Consider the following 15,752-nt stretch of genomic DNA (forward strand, 5'->3'; position numbering starts at 1 on the left):
CCATGGCAAAGACTATTAAAATTACTCAAACCCGCAGTGCAATCGGTCGTCTGCCGAAACACAAGGCAACGCTGCTTGGCCTGGGTCTGCGTCGTATTGGCCACACCGTAGAGCGCGAGGATACTCCTGCTGTTCGTGGTATGGTCAACGCGGTTTCCTTCATGGTTAAAGTTGAGGAGTAAGAGATGCGTTTAAATACTCTGTCTCCGGCCGAAGGCTCCAAAAAGGCGGGTAAACGCCTGGGTCGTGGTATCGGTTCTGGCCTCGGTAAAACCGGTGGTCGTGGTCACAAAGGTCAGAAGTCTCGTTCTGGCGGTGGCGTACGTCGCGGTTTCGAGGGTGGTCAGATGCCTCTGTACCGTCGTCTGCCGAAATTCGGCTTCACTTCTCGCAAAGCAGCGATTACAGCCGAAGTTCGTCTGTCTGACCTGGCGAAAGTAGAAGGCGGCGTTGTAGACCTGAACACGCTGAAAGCGGCAAACATTATCGGTATCCAGATCGAGTTCGCGAAAGTGATCCTGGCTGGTGAAGTCACTACTCCGGTAACTGTTCGTGGCCTGCGTGTTACTAAAGGCGCTCGTGCTGCTATCGAAGCTGCTGGCGGTAAAATCGAGGAATAAGTAGCAGATGGCTAAACAACCGGGATTAGATTTTCAAAGTGCCAAAGGTGGCTTAGGTGAGCTGAAACGCAGACTGCTGTTTGTTATCGGCGCGCTGATTGTGTTCCGTATTGGCTCTTTTATTCCGATCCCTGGTATTGATGCCGCTGTACTTGCCAAACTGCTTGAGCAACAGCGAGGCACCATCATTGAAATGTTCAACATGTTCTCTGGTGGTGCTCTCAGCCGTGCTTCTATCTTTGCCCTGGGGATCATGCCGTATATTTCGGCGTCGATCATTATCCAGCTGTTGACGGTGGTTCATCCAACGCTGGCAGAAATTAAGAAAGAAGGGGAGTCTGGTCGTCGTAAGATCAGCCAGTACACCCGTTACGGTACTCTGGTGCTGGCGATATTCCAGTCGATCGGTATTGCTACCGGTTTGCCGAATATGCCTGGTATGCAGGGCCTGGTGATGAATCCAGGCTTTGCGTTCTATTTCACCGCTGTTGTAAGTCTGGTTACAGGAACCATGTTCCTGATGTGGCTCGGCGAACAGATTACTGAGCGCGGTATCGGTAACGGTATCTCAATCATCATCTTCGCTGGTATCGTTGCGGGACTCCCGCCAGCCATTGCCCATACTATCGAGCAAGCGCGTCAAGGCGACCTGCACTTCCTCGTGTTGCTGTTGGTTGCAGTATTAGTATTTGCAGTGACGTTCTTTGTAGTATTCGTTGAACGTGGTCAACGCCGTATTGTGGTAAACTACGCCAAACGTCAGCAAGGTCGTCGTGTCTATGCTGCACAGAGCACACATTTACCGCTGAAAGTGAATATGGCGGGGGTAATCCCGGCAATCTTCGCTTCCAGTATTATTCTGTTCCCGGCGACCATCGCGTCATGGTTCGGGGGCGGTACTGGTTGGAACTGGCTGACAACAATTTCGCTGTATTTGCAGCCTGGGCAACCGCTTTATGTGTTACTCTATGCGTCTGCAATCATCTTCTTCTGTTTCTTCTACACGGCGTTGGTTTTCAACCCGCGTGAAACAGCAGATAACCTGAAGAAGTCCGGTGCATTTGTACCAGGAATTCGTCCGGGAGAGCAAACGGCGAAGTATATCGATAAAGTAATGACCCGCCTGACCCTGGTTGGTGCGCTGTATATTACCTTTATCTGCCTGATCCCGGAGTTCATGCGTGATGCAATGAAAGTGCCGTTCTACTTCGGTGGGACCTCACTGCTTATCGTTGTTGTCGTGATTATGGACTTTATGGCTCAAGTGCAAACTCTGATGATGTCCAGTCAGTATGAGTCTGCATTGAAGAAGGCGAACCTGAAAGGCTACGGCCGTTAATTGGTCGCCTGAGAAGTTACGGAGAGTAAAAATGAAAGTTCGTGCTTCCGTCAAGAAATTATGCCGTAACTGCAAAATCGTTAAGCGTGATGGTGTCATCCGTGTGATTTGCAGTGCCGAGCCGAAGCATAAACAGCGCCAAGGCTGATTTTTTCGCATATTTTTCTTGCAAAGTTGGGTTGAGCTGGCTAGATTAGCCAGCCAATCTTTTGTATGTCTGTACGTTTCCATTTGAGTATCCTGAAAACGGGCTTTTCAGCATGGTACGTACATATTAAATAGTAGGAGTGCATAGTGGCCCGTATAGCAGGCATTAACATTCCTGATCAGAAACACGCCGTGATCGCGTTAACTTCGATCTACGGTGTCGGCAAGACCCGTTCTAAAGCCATCCTGGCTGCAGCGGGTATCGCTGAAAATGTTAAGATCAGTGAGCTGTCTGAAGAACAAATCGACACGCTGCGTGACGAAGTTGCCAAATTTGTCGTTGAAGGTGATCTGCGCCGTGAAATCAGCATGAGCATCAAGCGCCTGATGGATCTTGGTTGCTATCGCGGTTTGCGTCATCGTCGTGGTCTCCCGGTTCGCGGTCAGCGTACCAAGACCAACGCTCGTACCCGTAAGGGTCCGCGCAAACCGATCAAGAAATAATCGGGGTGATTGAATAATGGCAAAGGCACCAGTTCGCGCACGTAAACGTGTAAGAAAACAAGTCTCTGACGGCGTGGCTCATATCCATGCTTCTTTCAACAACACCATCGTGACTATTACCGATCGTCAGGGTAATGCGCTGGGTTGGGCAACAGCCGGTGGTTCCGGTTTCCGTGGTTCTCGCAAATCCACTCCGTTTGCAGCTCAGGTTGCAGCAGAGCGTTGCGCTGACGCCGTGAAAGAATACGGTATCAAGAATCTGGAAGTTATGGTTAAAGGTCCGGGTCCAGGCCGCGAATCTACTATTCGTGCTCTGAACGCCGCTGGTTTCCGCATCACTAATATTACTGATGTGACTCCGATCCCTCATAACGGTTGTCGTCCGCCGAAAAAACGTCGCGTATAACGCTTCGTTTTCCAGGTTAGTTGGAGAAAGAAAATGGCAAGATATTTGGGTCCTAAGCTCAAGCTGAGCCGTCGTGAGGGCACCGACTTATTCCTTAAGTCTGGCGTTCGCGCGATCGATACCAAGTGTAAAATTGAACAAGCTCCTGGCCAGCACGGTGCGCGTAAGCCGCGTCTGTCTGACTATGGTGTGCAGTTGCGTGAAAAGCAAAAAGTTCGCCGCATTTACGGTGTGCTGGAGCGTCAGTTCCGTAACTACTACAAAGAAGCAGCACGTCTGAAAGGCAACACCGGTGAAAACCTGTTGGCTCTGCTGGAAGGTCGTCTGGACAACGTTGTATACCGTATGGGCTTCGGCGCCACTCGTGCAGAAGCACGTCAGCTGGTTAGCCATAAAGCAATTATGGTAAACGGTCGTGTTGTTAACATCGCTTCTTATCAGGTTAGTCCGAATGACGTTGTTAGCATTCGTGAGAAAGCGAAGAAGCAGTCTCGCGTGAAAGCCGCTCTGGAGCTGGCTGAGCAGCGTGAAAAGCCAACCTGGCTGGAAGTTGATGCTGGCAAGATGGAAGGTACGTACAAGCGTAAGCCTGAGCGTTCTGATCTGTCTGCGGACATTAACGAACACCTGATCGTCGAGCTTTACTCCAAGTAAAGCTTAGTACCAAAGAGAGGACACAATGCAGGGTTCTGTGACAGAGTTTCTAAAACCGCGCCTGGTAGATATCGAGCAAGTGAGTTCGACGCACGCCAAGGTGACCCTTGAGCCTTTAGAGCGTGGCTTCGGCCATACTCTGGGTAACGCACTGCGCCGTATTCTGCTCTCATCGATGCCGGGTTGCGCGGTGACCGAGGTTGAGATTGATGGTGTACTACATGAGTACAGCACCAAAGAAGGCGTTCAGGAAGACATCCTGGAAATCCTGCTCAACCTGAAAGGGCTGGCGGTGAGAGTTCAGGGTAAAGATGAAGTTATTCTTACCTTGAATAAATCTGGCATTGGCCCTGTGACTGCAGCCGATATCACCCATGATGGGGATGTCGAAATCGTCAAGCCGCAGCACGTGATCTGCCACCTGACCGATGAAAACGCGTCTATTAGTATGCGTATCAAAGTTCAGCGCGGTCGTGGTTATGTGCCGGCTTCTACCCGAATTCATTCGGAAGAAGATGAGCGCCCAATCGGCCGTCTGCTGGTCGACGCCTGCTACAGCCCTGTAGAGCGTATTGCCTACAATGTTGAAGCAGCGCGTGTAGAACAGCGTACCGACCTGGACAAGCTGGTCATCGAAATGGAAACCAACGGCACAATCGATCCTGAAGAGGCGATTCGTCGTGCGGCAACCATCCTGGCTGAACAACTGGAAGCTTTCGTTGATTTACGTGATGTACGTCAACCGGAAGTGAAAGAAGAGAAACCAGAATTCGATCCGATCCTGCTGCGCCCTGTTGACGATCTGGAATTGACTGTCCGCTCTGCTAACTGCCTCAAGGCAGAAGCTATCCACTATATCGGTGATTTGGTACAGCGTACCGAGGTTGAGCTTCTTAAGACGCCTAACCTGGGTAAAAAATCTCTTACCGAGATTAAAGACGTGCTGGCTTCCCGTGGACTGTCTCTGGGTATGCGCCTGGAAAACTGGCCACCGGCAAGCATCGCTGACGAGTAACCGGATCACAGGTTAAGGTTTTACTGAGAAGGATAAGGTCATGCGCCATCGTAAGAGTGGTCGTCAACTGAACCGCAACAGCAGCCATCGCCAGGCTATGTTCCGCAACATGGCAGGTTCACTGGTTCGTCATGAAATCATCAAGACGACCCTGCCTAAAGCGAAAGAGCTGCGTCGCGTAGTTGAGCCGCTGATTACTCTTGCCAAGACTGATAGCGTTGCTAATCGTCGTCTGGCATTCGCCCGTACTCGTGATAACGAGATCGTGGCAAAACTGTTTAACGAGCTGGGCCCGCGTTTCGCGAGCCGCGCCGGTGGTTACACTCGCATTCTGAAGTGTGGCTTCCGTGCAGGCGACAACGCGCCGATGGCATACATCGAGCTGGTTGATCGTTCAGAGAAAACAGAAGCTGCTGCAGAGTAATCTGTAGTAACGTAAAAAAACCCGCTTCGGCGGGTTTTTTTATACCCTCCTGAACCCCATATATCTACAATAATTGTATTCTTTTCGTTCAATCCCTGGAGCGACGTATGTGGTTACTTGACCAGTGGGCAGAGCGTCATATTATCGAGGCACAGCGTAAAGGCGAGTTTGATAATCTGCCTGGCCGCGGCGAGCCGCTTATTCTGGATGATGATTCTCATGTGCCGGCGGAACTTCGTGCGGGTTATCGCTTACTCAAGAATGCGGGCTGTCTTCCCCCTGAACTGGAGCAGCGCAGAGACGCTATTCAGTTACTTGATATCCTCAACAGTATCCGGGAAGATGACCCTCGATACCATCAGGTTAGTCGCCAGCTCTCGCTGCTTGAACTAAAACTTCGGCAGGCTGGGTTGAGTACCGACTTTTTACACGGTGAGTATGCAGAAAAACTGCTGCATAAAATCAACGATAATTAACGGAGCTTGTATGTATCGCATTGGTGAGCTGGCAAAGCTGGCAGACGTAACGCCTGATACCATTCGCTACTATGAAAAACAGCAGATGATGGATCATGAGGTACGTACTGAAGGCGGGTTTCGTCTGTATACCGAAAACGATCTGCAGCGTCTCAAATTTATTCGTTATGCGCGACAGTTGGGTTTCACGCTCGACTCGATCCGCGAACTTTTATCGATCCGAATTGATCCTGAGCACCATACCTGTCAGGAGTCAAAAAGTATTGTGCAAGAGCGATTGCAGGAGGTTGAAGCCAGGATTGCGGAACTGCAAACGATGCAGCGTTCGTTACAAAGGCTTAATGATGCTTGTTGCGGAACGGCCCACAGTAGCGTCTATTGTTCCATTCTGGAAGCCCTGGAGCAGGGGGCCAGTGGAGCGAAATCAGGATGTTGATTTATTGAACCGGCGGGGCTACACTCGCGCCGTTAATTTATACAATCGGGAGACATTATGAGTCGTTATCAACATAAGAAAGGGCAGATAAAGGACAATGCCATTGAGGCATTACTGCATGATCCACTGTTCAGGCAACGCGTTGAAAAAAATAAGAAAGGCAAAGGAAGTTATCTGCGTAAAGGTAAACACGGTAATCGAGGGAACTGGGAGGCCAGTGGCAAGAAAGTAAGTGACTTTTTTACCACTGGCCTTCTGCTTATTAAGAACGGTTATTTTGTTCTTTCAGCAGATCGCGGATTTCGCCCAATAACACTTCCTCTTTAGAAGGCGCTGGCGGAGCTGCCGGCTCTTCTGCTTTTTTACGGTTGAGTCTGTTGATAAGCTTAATGGCAACAAAGATAGCAAAGGCCACAATCACAAAATCAAATACGTTCTGGATAAACACGCCGTAATGCATGACGACCGCCGGAATATCTCCCTGCGCTTCGCGTAACGTAAAAGCAAATTGTTTAAAGTCGATCCCGCCGATTAACAATCCCAACGGCGGCATAATGATATCGGCAACCAGTGAAGAAACAATCTTACCGAATGCCGCGCCAATAATGACACCCACTGCCAAATCCACAACATTCCCGCGCATCGCGAATTCGCGAAATTCTTTAATAAAACTCATTTTTATTCTCCCTATGCAGCTGACGTTATAAGTTTAACAAATGCTAAGGCATTTTCCATTTACGGCTTCTGTTTAGCGAAATAAATTAAACCTTGATAAATAAAGGGAATTAAAAAGGGCGCTGAATGAGCGCCCCTTAAATTAGAGGAAGAAAGGACTTGGCTGGAACAGACGTTCGACGTCGGTAATAAACTTTTTATCGGTCAAAAACATAATGACGTGATCGCCTTGTTCAATGCGCAAATTGTCATTAGCAATCATGACATCATTACCGCGAACGACCGCGCCAATAATGGTGCCTGGCGGCAGTTTAATTTCGTCAATGACGCGGCCAACCACGCGGGAAGTGCTTTCATCGCCGTGCGCGACGGCTTCGATGGCTTCGGCAACCCCGCGACGTAGTGAGGAAACGCCGACGATATCTGCTTTACGCACATGACTCAGTAATGCAGAGATGGTGGCCTGCTGCGGAGAAATCGCAATATCTATAACGCTACCCTGCACAAGATCGACATAAGCGCGACGCTGAATCAGCACCATCACTTTTTTGGCGCCCATCCGCTTAGCCAACATCGCAGACATGATATTGGCTTCATCATCGTTAGTGACCGCGATAAAGAGATCGACCTGATCAATATGCTCCTCCGCCAGCAATTCCTGATCGGAAGCGTCGCCAAAAAAGACGATCGTGTTTTGCAGCTTCTCAGCCAGTTCTGCGGCGCGTTGTTGATCGCGTTCGATCAATTTAACGCTATAGTCTTTTTCCAGACGCCTTGCCAGCCCGGCGCCGATATTGCCGCCGCCCACCAGCATGATGCGCTTGTAGGGTTTTTCCAGACGCTGTAATTCGCTCATTACTGCACGAATGTGCTGTGAAGCCGCAATAAAGAAGACTTCATCCCCTGCTTCCACGATAGTCGAGCCCTGAGGACGGATTGGTCTGTCATGGCGGAAAATTGCGGCAACGCGGGTATCGATATGCGGCATATGCTCTCGCATTGTCGAGAGCGCGTTACCTATTAGTGGACCGCCATAGTAGGCTTTTACTACTGCCAGACTGACTTTCCCTTCGGCAAAGTTTACAACCTGTAATGCTCCTGGATACTCGATCAGACGATAAATATTATCGATAACCAACTGCTCCGGCGCTATCAGATGATCAATCGGAACCGCTTCAGAATGAAAGAGTTTATCCGCATCGCGAACATAGTCCGGGGAGCGAATGCGGGCGATACGGTTTGGAGTGTTGAAGAGTGAATAGGCTACCTGACAGGCAACCATATTAGTTTCATCTGAACTGGTGACAGCGACCAGCATATCCGCATCGTCAGCGCCCGCTTCGCGCAACACGCGGGGATGCGAACCATGCCCCTGAACTACGCGTAGATCGAACTTATCTTGCAAACTGCGTAACCGTTCGCCGTTGGTATCAACCACCGTGATGTCGTTGTTTTCGCCGACCAGGTTTTCCGCCAGTGTTCCGCCAACTTGCCCTGCGCCCAGTATGATAATTTTCATCAGTCGTGGCCCGTTATCTCATCACTTCTTGATTAGCTTAGCGTAAAAGAACCCATCACCTTCTTCGCCGCCCGGCAGATTTTGCTGTCCTGGCTGATCAGGTGTTCCCGTTTCGCTGAGTGCGGCATCGGGAGTGCGTTGCAAAAAGGCTTTGATCTGATCGCGGTTTTCTTCCGGCAGTACGGAGCAGGTGGCGTAAACCAGCGTCCCGCCGGGCTTCAGGCGCGGCCAGACGGCATCAAGAATTTCCGCCTGTAATTGCGCCAGTTCCGCGATATCGCGATCGCGACGCAGCCATTTGATATCTGGATGACGGCGAATGACGCCGGTTGCGGAGCAGGGCGCATCCAGCAGAATACGGTCAAACTGCTGCTCGCCGCACCATTGGGCGGGATAACGTCCATCCCCTTGTTTAACTGTCGCTTTCATCCCAAGACGCTTTAGGTTGTCGTAAACGCGGGAGAGCCGTTGTTCATCAATATCAACCGCCAACACGTCTGATTCGGGGGCCACTTCGAGAATATGCGTGGTTTTACCGCCGGGCGCGGCGCACAAGTCTAAAATGTGCTCACCGTTCTGAGGAGCGAGAAAAACCGCACATCCCTGCGCAGAGGCATCCTGGACAGTTACCCAACCCTCAGCAAAACCGGGTAAAGCATGTACCGGAGCTGGCGTTTCCAGACGTACAGCGTCGGGATAATCGGGATGCGGATATCCCTTCATGCCTGCGTCTTCAAGTAAGCCAAGCCAACCGTCGCGGGTGTGGTGTGTACGATTTACACGTAGCCACATCGGTGGACGCTGGTTATTCGCTTCAATAATGCGTTGCCACTGTGTGGGGTAGGCATTTTGCAAACGCTTTACCAGCCAACCTGGATGTAAAAAGCGCGCATCGCTGGTCGCAAACTCATTAAGCAACGTTTCCTGCTGGCGCTGGAACTGGCGCAGGACGCCGTTAATTAACCCTTTCAACTGCGGACGTTTGATGGCGACCGCGCCTTCAACGGTTTCAGCCAGCGCCGCATGGGGAGGGACGCGGGTGTACAGCAACTGATAAAAGCCGACCATAATTAAGTAATGCACAGTACGCTGCTTGCCGGTCATTGGACGAGACATCAGCTTATTGATCAGCCATTCCAGCTGTGAAAGAGTGCGCAGGACGCCAAAGCACAGCTCCTGAAGTAGCGCTTTGTCTTTATCGGCGACTTTTTGTTGCAGCGGCGGGAGCACATTACTTAATGATTGTCCCTGCTCGACGACCTGTTCAACGGCCTGTGCTGCCAGACTACGTAAATTGTTTTGTTTTTTCATATGTATAAAATAAAAATGCCCGGTAACACCGGGCTTATAAAGACGTGACCGTCAGGCAAGACGGTTACCAGGAATAAACCATTCCCGGCGTGAATTTAACAGATCCTGGGCGCTCATCGCTTTTTTGCCGGCAGGCTGAAGCGAAAGCAAATTTAATATCCCCTTGCCTGTTGCAACCTGAATGCCCTGTTTCGTCGCGGCCAGAATAGTTCCCGGCAGCGACTGCGTGGCGTCCTCAATGACGGACGCCTGCCAGACTTTTACCGGCTGACCGTCGATTTCCAGCCAGCTCATTGGCCACGGATTAAAGGCGCGAATGCAACGCTCCAGCTGTGCTGCGGAGAGAGACCAGTCAATACGCGCTTCTTCTTTACTGAGCTTTTCCGCATGAGTGACCAGCGCTTCATTCTGCGCTTCAGGCGTCGCTGTGCCGTCCGCCAGTTGTTTTAGTGTGGTAATTAACCCCTGCGGGCCAAGTTCAGCCAACTTATTATACAGTGAGCCACTGGTATCTTCTGCGGTAATCGGGCACGCAAGTTTATACAGCATGTCGCCGGTATCCAGCCCTACATCCATCTGCATAATTGTGACGCCGGTTTCCGCATCGCCTGCCCAGAGTGAGCGCTGAATAGGCGCCGCGCCGCGCCAGCGTGGAAGCAGCGAACCGTGAACGTTGATACATCCGAGACGGGGCATATCCAGCACTGCCTTTGGGAGAATCAGACCATATGCTACGACAACCATGACGTCGGCATGTAAGTCAGCAACCAGATGCTGGTTTTCCTGAGGACGAAGCGACACGGGCTGGAAAACGGGCAGGCCTTTTTCTTCCGCCAGCACTTTTACCTGGCTGGGCATCAACTTTTTGCCGCGACCTGCTGGACGATCGGGTTGGGTAAATACGCCGACAACGTTATGTCCAGAAGTTAACAGCGCGTCGAGATGACGCGCTGCAAAGTCAGGTGTACCCGCAAAAATAATACGTAGTGAATCTGACACGTTGGTTCTTGTCCTTTAAGCCCGGGCGTTCAGGCGGTCGAGTTTTTCTACTTTCTGACGAATACGTTGTTGCTTCAGCGGCGACAAATAATCGATAAACAGTTTACCGACCAGGTGATCCATCTCATGCTGAATGCAGATTGCCAGTAAACCATCCGCTTCAAGCTCAAACGGGTTGCCGTCGCGATCCAGCGCGCGGATTTTCACTTTCTCGGCGCGCGGCACTAAAGCGCGCTGTTCCGGAATCGACAGACAGCCTTCTTCTATACCCGTTTCGCCACTTTTCTCCAGCAATTCCGGGTTAATGAGTACCAGGCGCTCGTCGCGGTTTTCCGAAACGTCAATCACGATGATTCGCTGGTGGATATCGACCTGCGTTGCAGCCAGACCGATACCTTCTTCGGCGTACATCGTTTCGAACATATCATCGACGATACGCTGAATTTCTGCATTCACTTCTTCAACCGGCTTTGCGACTTTGCGAAGGCGCTCGTCCGGAATATGTAACACTTGCAAAACTGACATAATTATCCAGAGTTGTGTTCAGGAGTTGAAAAGATTATTACCTCTATTCTAGACAAATCCCCACCTGATTGACAGCATCAGTGACCAATCGCAAAGATTGTTCAGACTGCTTGTGGCAGGGGAGGGAAAGGATGGCCCGTACCGAAATTTGGTTACGTTTAATGTACGTCGGCGACCTTTATGGCGAGGCGATGTTGAACATGGCGAATTCGCTTATTCGCCAGCCTCAGATAAATCGCACGCACCTTCAGGAGGCTGGTCTTACCGCGCGGCAAGCTGAACGTTTTTTACAGCTTCCAGCAGGTGTGCTTGATGAGACGTTACGCTGGCTTGAACTACCGCAGCACTATTTTCTGTGTGCGGATAGTGAAATTTATCCTCCCCAACTGCGTGCTATTGACGATTATCCCGGCGCTATTTTTATTGACGGTGATCCTGCCTGTCTGCATACCTGCCAACTTGCCGTCGTAGGGAGCCGGAGCCACTCCTGGTATGGAGAACGCTGGGGACGTCTGCTTTGCGAAAGCCTTGCGAAAAGCGGTTTGACGATCACCAGCGGCCTTGCCCGGGGAATTGATGGCGTAGCACACAACGCCGCGGTGAGTATGGGGGGAAAAAGTGTAGCGGTGTTAGGGAATGGTTTGGCAAAGATTTATCCTCGCCGACATGCCGTGCTGGCTGAAAACGTGATTGCCACCGGCGGCGCAGTGATCTCAGAATTTCCGCTTTCAACGCCTCCGCTACCGCAAAATTTTCCTCGCAGAAACCGCATTATCAGCGGACTGAGCAAAGGCGTGCTGGTGATTGAGGCGGCGTTGCGCAGCGGTTCGTTGGTGACGGCGCGCTGCGCGCTTGAACAGGGGCGGGACGTTTTTGCATTACCAGGTCCTATCGGTAGTCCGGGAAGCGAAGGCACGCACTGGTTAATTAAACAAGGGGCTACGCTTGTGACGACGCCGGAGGATATTCTGGAAAATTTGCAATACGGCTTACACTGGTTGCCAACTACGGCGGAAAATTCACTTTATTCACTAAATCAGGATGAGGCGGCATTGCCATTTCCTGAGCTCCTGGCTAACGTAGGAGATGAGGTAACACCTGTTGACGTCGTCGCTGAACGTGCCGGCCAACCTGTGCCAGCGGTAGTGGCTCAGCTACTCGAACTGGAGTTAGCAGGATGGATCGCAGCTGTACCCGGCGGCTATGTCCGATTAAGGAGGGCAAGCCATGTTCGACGTACTAATGTATTTGTTTGAAACATACATCCATAACGAAGCCGAGCTGCGCGTGGATCAGGACAGACTGGAGCGTGATCTCACCGACGCCGGGTTTGATCGCGAAGACATCTACAATGCGCTGCTGTGGCTGGAAAAACTCGCTGACTATCAAGATGGCCTCGCGGAACCCATGCAACTTGCTTCCGACCCTCTTTCAATGCGCATTTATACGGTTGAAGAGTGTGAAAGGCTTGATGCCAGTTGCCGGGGGTTCCTGTTATTCCTTGAGCAGATTCAGGTGCTAAACCTCGAAACACGAGAAATGGTGATTGAGCGTGTGCTGGCGCTGGATACCGCAGAGTTTGACCTGGAAGACTTGAAATGGGTTATTTTGATGGTGTTATTCAACATTCCGGGCTGTGAAAACGCCTATCAGCAAATGGAAGAATTACTCTTTGAGGTAAATGAAGGTATGCTGCATTGATAGGTGTTAATGCTGCATGAGTGAATATGGCTAAATCAGCACTGTTTTCGGTGCGTAAAAATGAGCCCTGCCCGCAGTGCGGGGCCGAACTGGTAATTCGCTCCGGGAAACATGGTCCGTTTCTCGGCTGTTCTCGCTATCCGGAATGCGATTACGTTCGTCCGCTGAAAAGTCAGGCGGACGGACATATCGTTAAAATTCTGGAGGGGCAACTGTGTCCTGAGTGTGGCGCCGTACTGGTGCTGCGTCAGGGGCGCTTTGGCATGTTCATCGGATGCAGTCAGTATCCGCAATGTGAACATACAGTGGTTATTGATAAACCGGATGAAACGGCGATTGCCTGTCCAGCCTGCCAGCAAGGACATTTGGTCCAGCGCCGTTCTCGTTACGGTAAAATCTTTCATTCCTGCGATCGCTACCCGGAATGTCAGTTCGTCATTAACTTCACACCGGTTGCGGGGGAATGCCCCGAGTGCCATTATCCGCTACTCATCGAAAAGAAAACCGCGCAGGGCGTGAAGCGCTTTTGCGCCAGTAAACAATGTGGAAAGCCGGTTCCGGTGGAATAAACAAGTGAATAATAACCTGCCAACAGGATCTATCGTCGCAGCGGTAGATCTCCTGAATAAAGAAAATGTCATCGCTTATCCAACAGAAGCCGTTTTCGGCGTCGGCTGCGATCCCGATAGTGAAACAGCCGTTACGCGCCTGCTGGCGTTAAAACAACGGCCCGTCGATAAGGGACTCATTTTGATTGCCGCCAGCTTTGAGCAGTTAAAACCTTATATTGATGACAGCATACTTACCGCCGCACAGCGTAAAGCGGTATTTGATTGCTGGCCCGGGCCGGTAACGTTTGTTTTTCCTGCGCCCGCGACAACGCCGCGTTGGCTCACGGGACGTTTTGATTCCCTGGCCGTTCGTGTTACCAACCACCCGCTGGTGGTCGCGCTATGCAATGCGTATGGCAAACCGCTGGTTTCCACCAGCGCCAATCTGAGCGGATTACCGCCATGTCGTACCGTTGAAGAGGTACGTGCGCAATTTGGCGATGATTTTCCGGTGGTTGAAGGCGCAACGGGTGGGCGTTTAAATCCTTCAGAAATTCGCGATGCTCTGACGGGCGAACTGTTTCGACAGGGGTAATATGATGGAAACCTATGCTGTTTTTGGAAATCCGATTGCTCACAGCAAATCGCCATTTATTCATCAGCAGTTTGCTCAGCAGCTAGATATTGTTCACCCCTATGGTCGCGTGCTGGCCCCTATTAATAATTTCATTAATACGCTTGATGCCTTTTTCGCGGCAGGGGGAAAAGGCGCAAACATCACAGTACCTTTTAAAGAGGAGGCGTTTGCGCGATCGGATGAGTTAACGGAACGAGCATCGCTGGCGGGAGCCGTCAATACATTAAAACGGCTGGAAGATGGTCGTTTGCTTGGCGACAATACTGACGGTATCGGTTTATTAAGCGATCTCGAACGTTTAAATTTTATCCGCCCAGGATTGCGTATTTTGCTGATTGGCGCGGGCGGCGCATCCCGGGGCGTGCTGTTACCCCTGCTTTCTTTGGATTGCGCGGTCACTATCACTAACCGTACAGCTTCACGTGCCGAAGCGTTGGCGAAAATCTTTGCTCATACCGGCAGCGTTCATGCCACGGATATGGACAAGCTGGATGGTTGTGAGTTTGACCTGATTATTAATGCGACCTCCAGCGGCATACGGGGCGAAATCCCGGCGATTCCGGCGTCACTTATTCACCCTTCCCTCTGTTGCTATGACATGTTCTATCAAAAAGGGAATACGCCATTTCTCTCCTGGTGTGTACAACAGGGCGCAAAACGCTACGCAGATGGGCTGGGAATGCTGGTGGGGCAGGCTGCACATGCCGTTTTGCTTTGGCACGGTGTATTACCGCAGGTCGAGCCAGTGATTGAGCTGCTACAGCAGGAATTATTAGCGTGAACCAGGCCATACAATTTCCTGACCGCGAAGAATGGGATACTGCCGCCAGTGCTATCATCTTTCCCGCCCTGGTTAATGGGATGCAACTCACGTGTGCAATAAAAAAAGATGTACTGGCGTATCGCTTTGGTGGAGAAACAGCGGAGCAATGGCTGGCCATTTTTCGTGAGTATCGCTGGGACCTGGAAGAAGAGGCGGAAGCATTAATCCTGGCCCAGCAGGAAGATGATCACGGTTGGATATGGTTATCCTGAGAAAGATAGTCGTCTTTCCACTTTACATAGTTATTGGCGGAGTACTGCAGGCCCGATCTCTCAGCATCGCTCAAGGGGCGGATCTGTTTTACCGGACTGCCAAGATATAAATAGCCGCTTTCCAGCCGTTTGTGCTGCGGCACCAGGCTTCCCGCGCCAATCATTACGTCATCTTCTATTATCGCGCCATCCAGCACAATGGAGCCCATACCGACCAGTACGCGGTTACCGATGGTACAGCCGTGCAGCATAACTTTATGGCCAACGGTAACATCTTCGCCAATGATTAATGGGTTGCCGTGTGGATTGGATGGAGACTTGTGGGTTACGTGAAGAACGCTGCCATCCTGAATGTTCGTACGAGCCCCTATCGCAACGTAATTCACATCGCCGCGAATCACCACAAGCGGCCAGATCCCGACATCATCCGCCAGACGGACATCGCCAATAACCACGCTGCTGGTATCGATCATCACGCGCTGACCGATTTCAGGAAAAAGATCCTTATAAGGACGTAATGTGTCAGACATGTCTACCTCATCATAAATGAATAGTCATGAAGACTTTGGTTGCTTTAATGGCGTTGTGCAAGGGGAGATAGCATCAAAAAATCGCCACTTTGCGCAGGAATGGAGCGAAAGGGATGAAAAATCAACAAACAGAAAAAAAGATCCAAAAAACGCTTGTGCAAAAAAATGGGATCCCTATAATGCGCCTCCATCGACACGGCGGATGTGAATCACTTCACACAAACAGCCGGTCGGTTGAAGAGAAAAAT

Annotated in this window: 23 protein-coding genes and 1 pseudogene; 18 read left to right on the forward strand and 6 right to left on the reverse strand. The window is 51.0% G+C overall.

Annotation, left to right across the window (positions count from 1 at the left end):
• Positions 1-2 precede the first annotated feature (2 nt).
• From rpmD to ACLJRE_RS23520, 12 genes and pseudogenes are all read left to right on the forward strand, one after another.
• Positions 3-182: a 50S ribosomal protein L30 gene (gene rpmD, locus ACLJRE_RS23465; protein ID WP_001140434.1), complete on the forward strand. Its 180-nt coding sequence runs from the start codon at positions 3-5 to the stop codon at positions 180-182.
• A gap of 3 nt (positions 183-185) precedes the next feature.
• Positions 186-620, forward strand: a complete 435-nt coding sequence (gene rplO / locus ACLJRE_RS23470) for a 50S ribosomal protein L15 (protein ID WP_001238917.1) — start codon at positions 186-188, stop codon at positions 618-620.
• Between the two features lie 7 nt (positions 621-627).
• Positions 628-1,959 (forward strand): preprotein translocase subunit SecY, encoded by a 1,332-nt coding sequence (gene secY / locus ACLJRE_RS23475; protein ID WP_001118864.1) that lies wholly within the window; start codon positions 628-630, stop codon positions 1,957-1,959.
• A 31-nt stretch (positions 1,960-1,990) separates the two neighbouring features.
• On the forward strand, positions 1,991-2,107 hold the full coding sequence (gene rpmJ, locus ACLJRE_RS23480) for a 50S ribosomal protein L36 (RefSeq protein ID WP_000868187.1): 117 nt from the start codon (positions 1,991-1,993) through the stop codon (positions 2,105-2,107).
• Between the two features lie 146 nt (positions 2,108-2,253).
• Positions 2,254-2,610 carry a 30S ribosomal protein S13 gene (gene rpsM, locus ACLJRE_RS23485; protein ID WP_000090780.1) on the forward strand — a complete coding sequence of 119 codons (357 nt, stop codon included), beginning with the start codon at positions 2,254-2,256 and terminating at the stop codon, positions 2,608-2,610.
• 16 nt (positions 2,611-2,626) lie between these two features.
• On the forward strand, positions 2,627-3,016 hold the full coding sequence (rpsK, locus tag ACLJRE_RS23490) for a 30S ribosomal protein S11 (protein WP_001029758.1): 390 nt from the start codon (positions 2,627-2,629) through the stop codon (positions 3,014-3,016).
• Between the two features lie 33 nt (positions 3,017-3,049).
• Complete coding sequence (rpsD, locus tag ACLJRE_RS23495; RefSeq protein WP_000135226.1) at positions 3,050-3,670, forward strand: 30S ribosomal protein S4; 621 nt, start codon at positions 3,050-3,052, stop codon at positions 3,668-3,670.
• Positions 3,671-3,695: 25 nt separating this feature from the next.
• On the forward strand, positions 3,696-4,685 hold the full coding sequence (locus ACLJRE_RS23500; RefSeq protein WP_001162094.1) for a DNA-directed RNA polymerase subunit alpha: 990 nt from the start codon (positions 3,696-3,698) through the stop codon (positions 4,683-4,685).
• Between the two features lie 40 nt (positions 4,686-4,725).
• Positions 4,726-5,109, forward strand: coding sequence for a 50S ribosomal protein L17 (gene rplQ / locus ACLJRE_RS23505; protein ID WP_001216370.1), 384 nt, complete (start codon positions 4,726-4,728; stop codon positions 5,107-5,109).
• Positions 5,110-5,216: 107 nt separating this feature from the next.
• Positions 5,217-5,585: a DUF1992 domain-containing protein gene (locus ACLJRE_RS23510; RefSeq protein ID WP_000266515.1), complete on the forward strand. Its 369-nt coding sequence runs from the start codon at positions 5,217-5,219 to the stop codon at positions 5,583-5,585.
• Between the two features lie 10 nt (positions 5,586-5,595).
• Entirely contained in the window at positions 5,596-6,021 is a 426-nt protein-coding gene (zntR, locus tag ACLJRE_RS23515) for a Zn(2+)-responsive transcriptional regulator (RefSeq protein ID WP_000285585.1), read from the forward strand.
• A gap of 57 nt (positions 6,022-6,078) precedes the next feature.
• Positions 6,079-6,282, forward strand: a pseudogene (locus ACLJRE_RS23520) (alternative ribosome-rescue factor A); the annotation flags it as partial.
• 1 nt (position 6,283) lies between these two features.
• Here the strand turns inward: ACLJRE_RS23520 and mscL are convergent.
• From mscL to def, 5 genes are all read right to left on the reverse strand, one after another.
• Positions 6,284-6,697, reverse strand: coding sequence for a large-conductance mechanosensitive channel protein MscL (mscL, locus tag ACLJRE_RS23525; RefSeq protein WP_000008119.1), 414 nt, complete (start codon positions 6,695-6,697; stop codon positions 6,284-6,286).
• A 141-nt stretch (positions 6,698-6,838) separates the two neighbouring features.
• Positions 6,839-8,215, reverse strand: a complete 1,377-nt coding sequence (trkA, locus tag ACLJRE_RS23530; protein WP_000691374.1) for a Trk system potassium transporter TrkA — start codon at positions 8,213-8,215, stop codon at positions 6,839-6,841.
• Between the two features lie 21 nt (positions 8,216-8,236).
• Positions 8,237-9,526 carry a 16S rRNA (cytosine(967)-C(5))-methyltransferase RsmB gene (gene rsmB, locus ACLJRE_RS23535; protein ID WP_023212403.1) on the reverse strand — a complete coding sequence of 430 codons (1,290 nt, stop codon included), beginning with the start codon at positions 9,524-9,526 and terminating at the stop codon, positions 8,237-8,239.
• A 51-nt stretch (positions 9,527-9,577) separates the two neighbouring features.
• Positions 9,578-10,525 carry a methionyl-tRNA formyltransferase gene (fmt, locus tag ACLJRE_RS23540; protein ID WP_001285176.1) on the reverse strand — a complete coding sequence of 316 codons (948 nt, stop codon included), beginning with the start codon at positions 10,523-10,525 and terminating at the stop codon, positions 9,578-9,580.
• A 15-nt stretch (positions 10,526-10,540) separates the two neighbouring features.
• Positions 10,541-11,050 (reverse strand): peptide deformylase, encoded by a 510-nt coding sequence (gene def / locus ACLJRE_RS23545; protein ID WP_000114987.1) that lies wholly within the window; start codon positions 11,048-11,050, stop codon positions 10,541-10,543.
• Positions 11,051-11,181: 131 nt separating this feature from the next.
• Here def and dprA point away from each other — a divergent pair, with 131 nt between their 5' ends.
• Genes dprA through ACLJRE_RS23575 form a run of 6 tightly spaced genes read left to right on the forward strand, consistent with a single transcriptional unit; the run spans position 11,182 to position 14,974 of the window.
• Positions 11,182-12,306, forward strand: coding sequence for a DNA-protecting protein DprA (gene dprA / locus ACLJRE_RS23550; RefSeq protein ID WP_015406263.1), 1,125 nt, complete (start codon positions 11,182-11,184; stop codon positions 12,304-12,306).
• Positions 12,278-12,751, forward strand: coding sequence for a DUF494 family protein Smg (smg, locus tag ACLJRE_RS23555; protein WP_000460663.1), 474 nt, complete (start codon positions 12,278-12,280; stop codon positions 12,749-12,751). Before dprA ends, smg begins: the two co-directional genes overlap by 29 nt.
• A 26-nt stretch (positions 12,752-12,777) precedes the next feature.
• On the forward strand, positions 12,778-13,320 hold the full coding sequence (locus ACLJRE_RS23560; protein WP_001129708.1) for a type I DNA topoisomerase: 543 nt from the start codon (positions 12,778-12,780) through the stop codon (positions 13,318-13,320).
• 4 nt (positions 13,321-13,324) lie between these two features.
• The gene (gene tsaC, locus ACLJRE_RS23565) at positions 13,325-13,897 is read left to right on the forward strand and encodes an L-threonylcarbamoyladenylate synthase type 1 TsaC (protein WP_001063621.1); all 573 of its coding nucleotides are present in this window, start codon (positions 13,325-13,327) and stop codon (positions 13,895-13,897) included.
• Positions 13,898-13,901: 4 nt separating this feature from the next.
• The gene (aroE, locus tag ACLJRE_RS23570; protein ID WP_000451194.1) at positions 13,902-14,720 is read left to right on the forward strand and encodes a shikimate dehydrogenase; all 819 of its coding nucleotides are present in this window, start codon (positions 13,902-13,904) and stop codon (positions 14,718-14,720) included.
• Positions 14,717-14,974 carry a DUF1488 domain-containing protein gene (locus ACLJRE_RS23575; protein WP_001070571.1) on the forward strand — a complete coding sequence of 86 codons (258 nt, stop codon included), beginning with the start codon at positions 14,717-14,719 and terminating at the stop codon, positions 14,972-14,974. Before aroE ends, ACLJRE_RS23575 begins: the two co-directional genes overlap by 4 nt.
• Here the strand turns inward: ACLJRE_RS23575 and ACLJRE_RS23580 are convergent.
• Positions 14,950-15,504 (reverse strand): gamma carbonic anhydrase family protein, encoded by a 555-nt coding sequence (locus ACLJRE_RS23580; RefSeq protein ID WP_001285635.1) that lies wholly within the window; start codon positions 15,502-15,504, stop codon positions 14,950-14,952. The two genes, ACLJRE_RS23575 and ACLJRE_RS23580, sit on opposite strands and share 25 nt — an antisense overlap.
• Positions 15,505-15,752 lie beyond the last annotated feature (248 nt).

It is taken from the genome of Salmonella sp. SAL04157, assembly GCF_046551635.1.
In the GTDB taxonomy this organism is placed as follows: Bacteria; Pseudomonadota; Gammaproteobacteria; order Enterobacterales; family Enterobacteriaceae; genus Salmonella; species Salmonella enterica.

What these genes read in the sequence shown, in the direction of transcription:
- ACLJRE_RS23510 (WP_000266515.1), top strand. Translation starts at nt 5,217, where the DNA reads ATGTGGTTACTTGACCAGTGGGCAGAGCGTCATATTATCGAGGCACAG.
- rsmB (WP_023212403.1), bottom strand. Translation starts at nt 9,526, where the DNA reads ATGAAAAAACAAAACAATTTACGTAGTCTGGCAGCACAGGCCGTTGAA.
- secY (WP_001118864.1), top strand. Translation starts at nt 628, where the DNA reads ATGGCTAAACAACCGGGATTAGATTTTCAAAGTGCCAAAGGTGGCTTA.
- mscL (WP_000008119.1), bottom strand. Translation starts at nt 6,697, where the DNA reads ATGAGTTTTATTAAAGAATTTCGCGAATTCGCGATGCGCGGGAATGTT.
- aroE (WP_000451194.1), top strand. Translation starts at nt 13,902, where the DNA reads ATGGAAACCTATGCTGTTTTTGGAAATCCGATTGCTCACAGCAAATCG.
- rplO (WP_001238917.1), top strand. Translation starts at nt 186, where the DNA reads ATGCGTTTAAATACTCTGTCTCCGGCCGAAGGCTCCAAAAAGGCGGGT.
- ACLJRE_RS23580 (WP_001285635.1), bottom strand. Translation starts at nt 15,504, where the DNA reads ATGTCTGACACATTACGTCCTTATAAGGATCTTTTTCCTGAAATCGGT.
- dprA (WP_015406263.1), top strand. Translation starts at nt 11,182, where the DNA reads ATGGCCCGTACCGAAATTTGGTTACGTTTAATGTACGTCGGCGACCTT.
- rplQ (WP_001216370.1), top strand. Translation starts at nt 4,726, where the DNA reads ATGCGCCATCGTAAGAGTGGTCGTCAACTGAACCGCAACAGCAGCCAT.
- zntR (WP_000285585.1), top strand. Translation starts at nt 5,596, where the DNA reads ATGTATCGCATTGGTGAGCTGGCAAAGCTGGCAGACGTAACGCCTGAT.
- ACLJRE_RS23500 (WP_001162094.1), top strand. Translation starts at nt 3,696, where the DNA reads ATGCAGGGTTCTGTGACAGAGTTTCTAAAACCGCGCCTGGTAGATATC.
- ACLJRE_RS23560 (WP_001129708.1), top strand. Translation starts at nt 12,778, where the DNA reads ATGGCTAAATCAGCACTGTTTTCGGTGCGTAAAAATGAGCCCTGCCCG.
- trkA (WP_000691374.1), bottom strand. Translation starts at nt 8,215, where the DNA reads ATGAAAATTATCATACTGGGCGCAGGGCAAGTTGGCGGAACACTGGCG.
- rpsK (WP_001029758.1), top strand. Translation starts at nt 2,627, where the DNA reads ATGGCAAAGGCACCAGTTCGCGCACGTAAACGTGTAAGAAAACAAGTC.
- def (WP_000114987.1), bottom strand. Translation starts at nt 11,050, where the DNA reads ATGTCAGTTTTGCAAGTGTTACATATTCCGGACGAGCGCCTTCGCAAA.
- smg (WP_000460663.1), top strand. Translation starts at nt 12,278, where the DNA reads ATGTTCGACGTACTAATGTATTTGTTTGAAACATACATCCATAACGAA.
- rpmD (WP_001140434.1), top strand. Translation starts at nt 3, where the DNA reads ATGGCAAAGACTATTAAAATTACTCAAACCCGCAGTGCAATCGGTCGT.
- rpsD (WP_000135226.1), top strand. Translation starts at nt 3,050, where the DNA reads ATGGCAAGATATTTGGGTCCTAAGCTCAAGCTGAGCCGTCGTGAGGGC.
- rpmJ (WP_000868187.1), top strand. Translation starts at nt 1,991, where the DNA reads ATGAAAGTTCGTGCTTCCGTCAAGAAATTATGCCGTAACTGCAAAATC.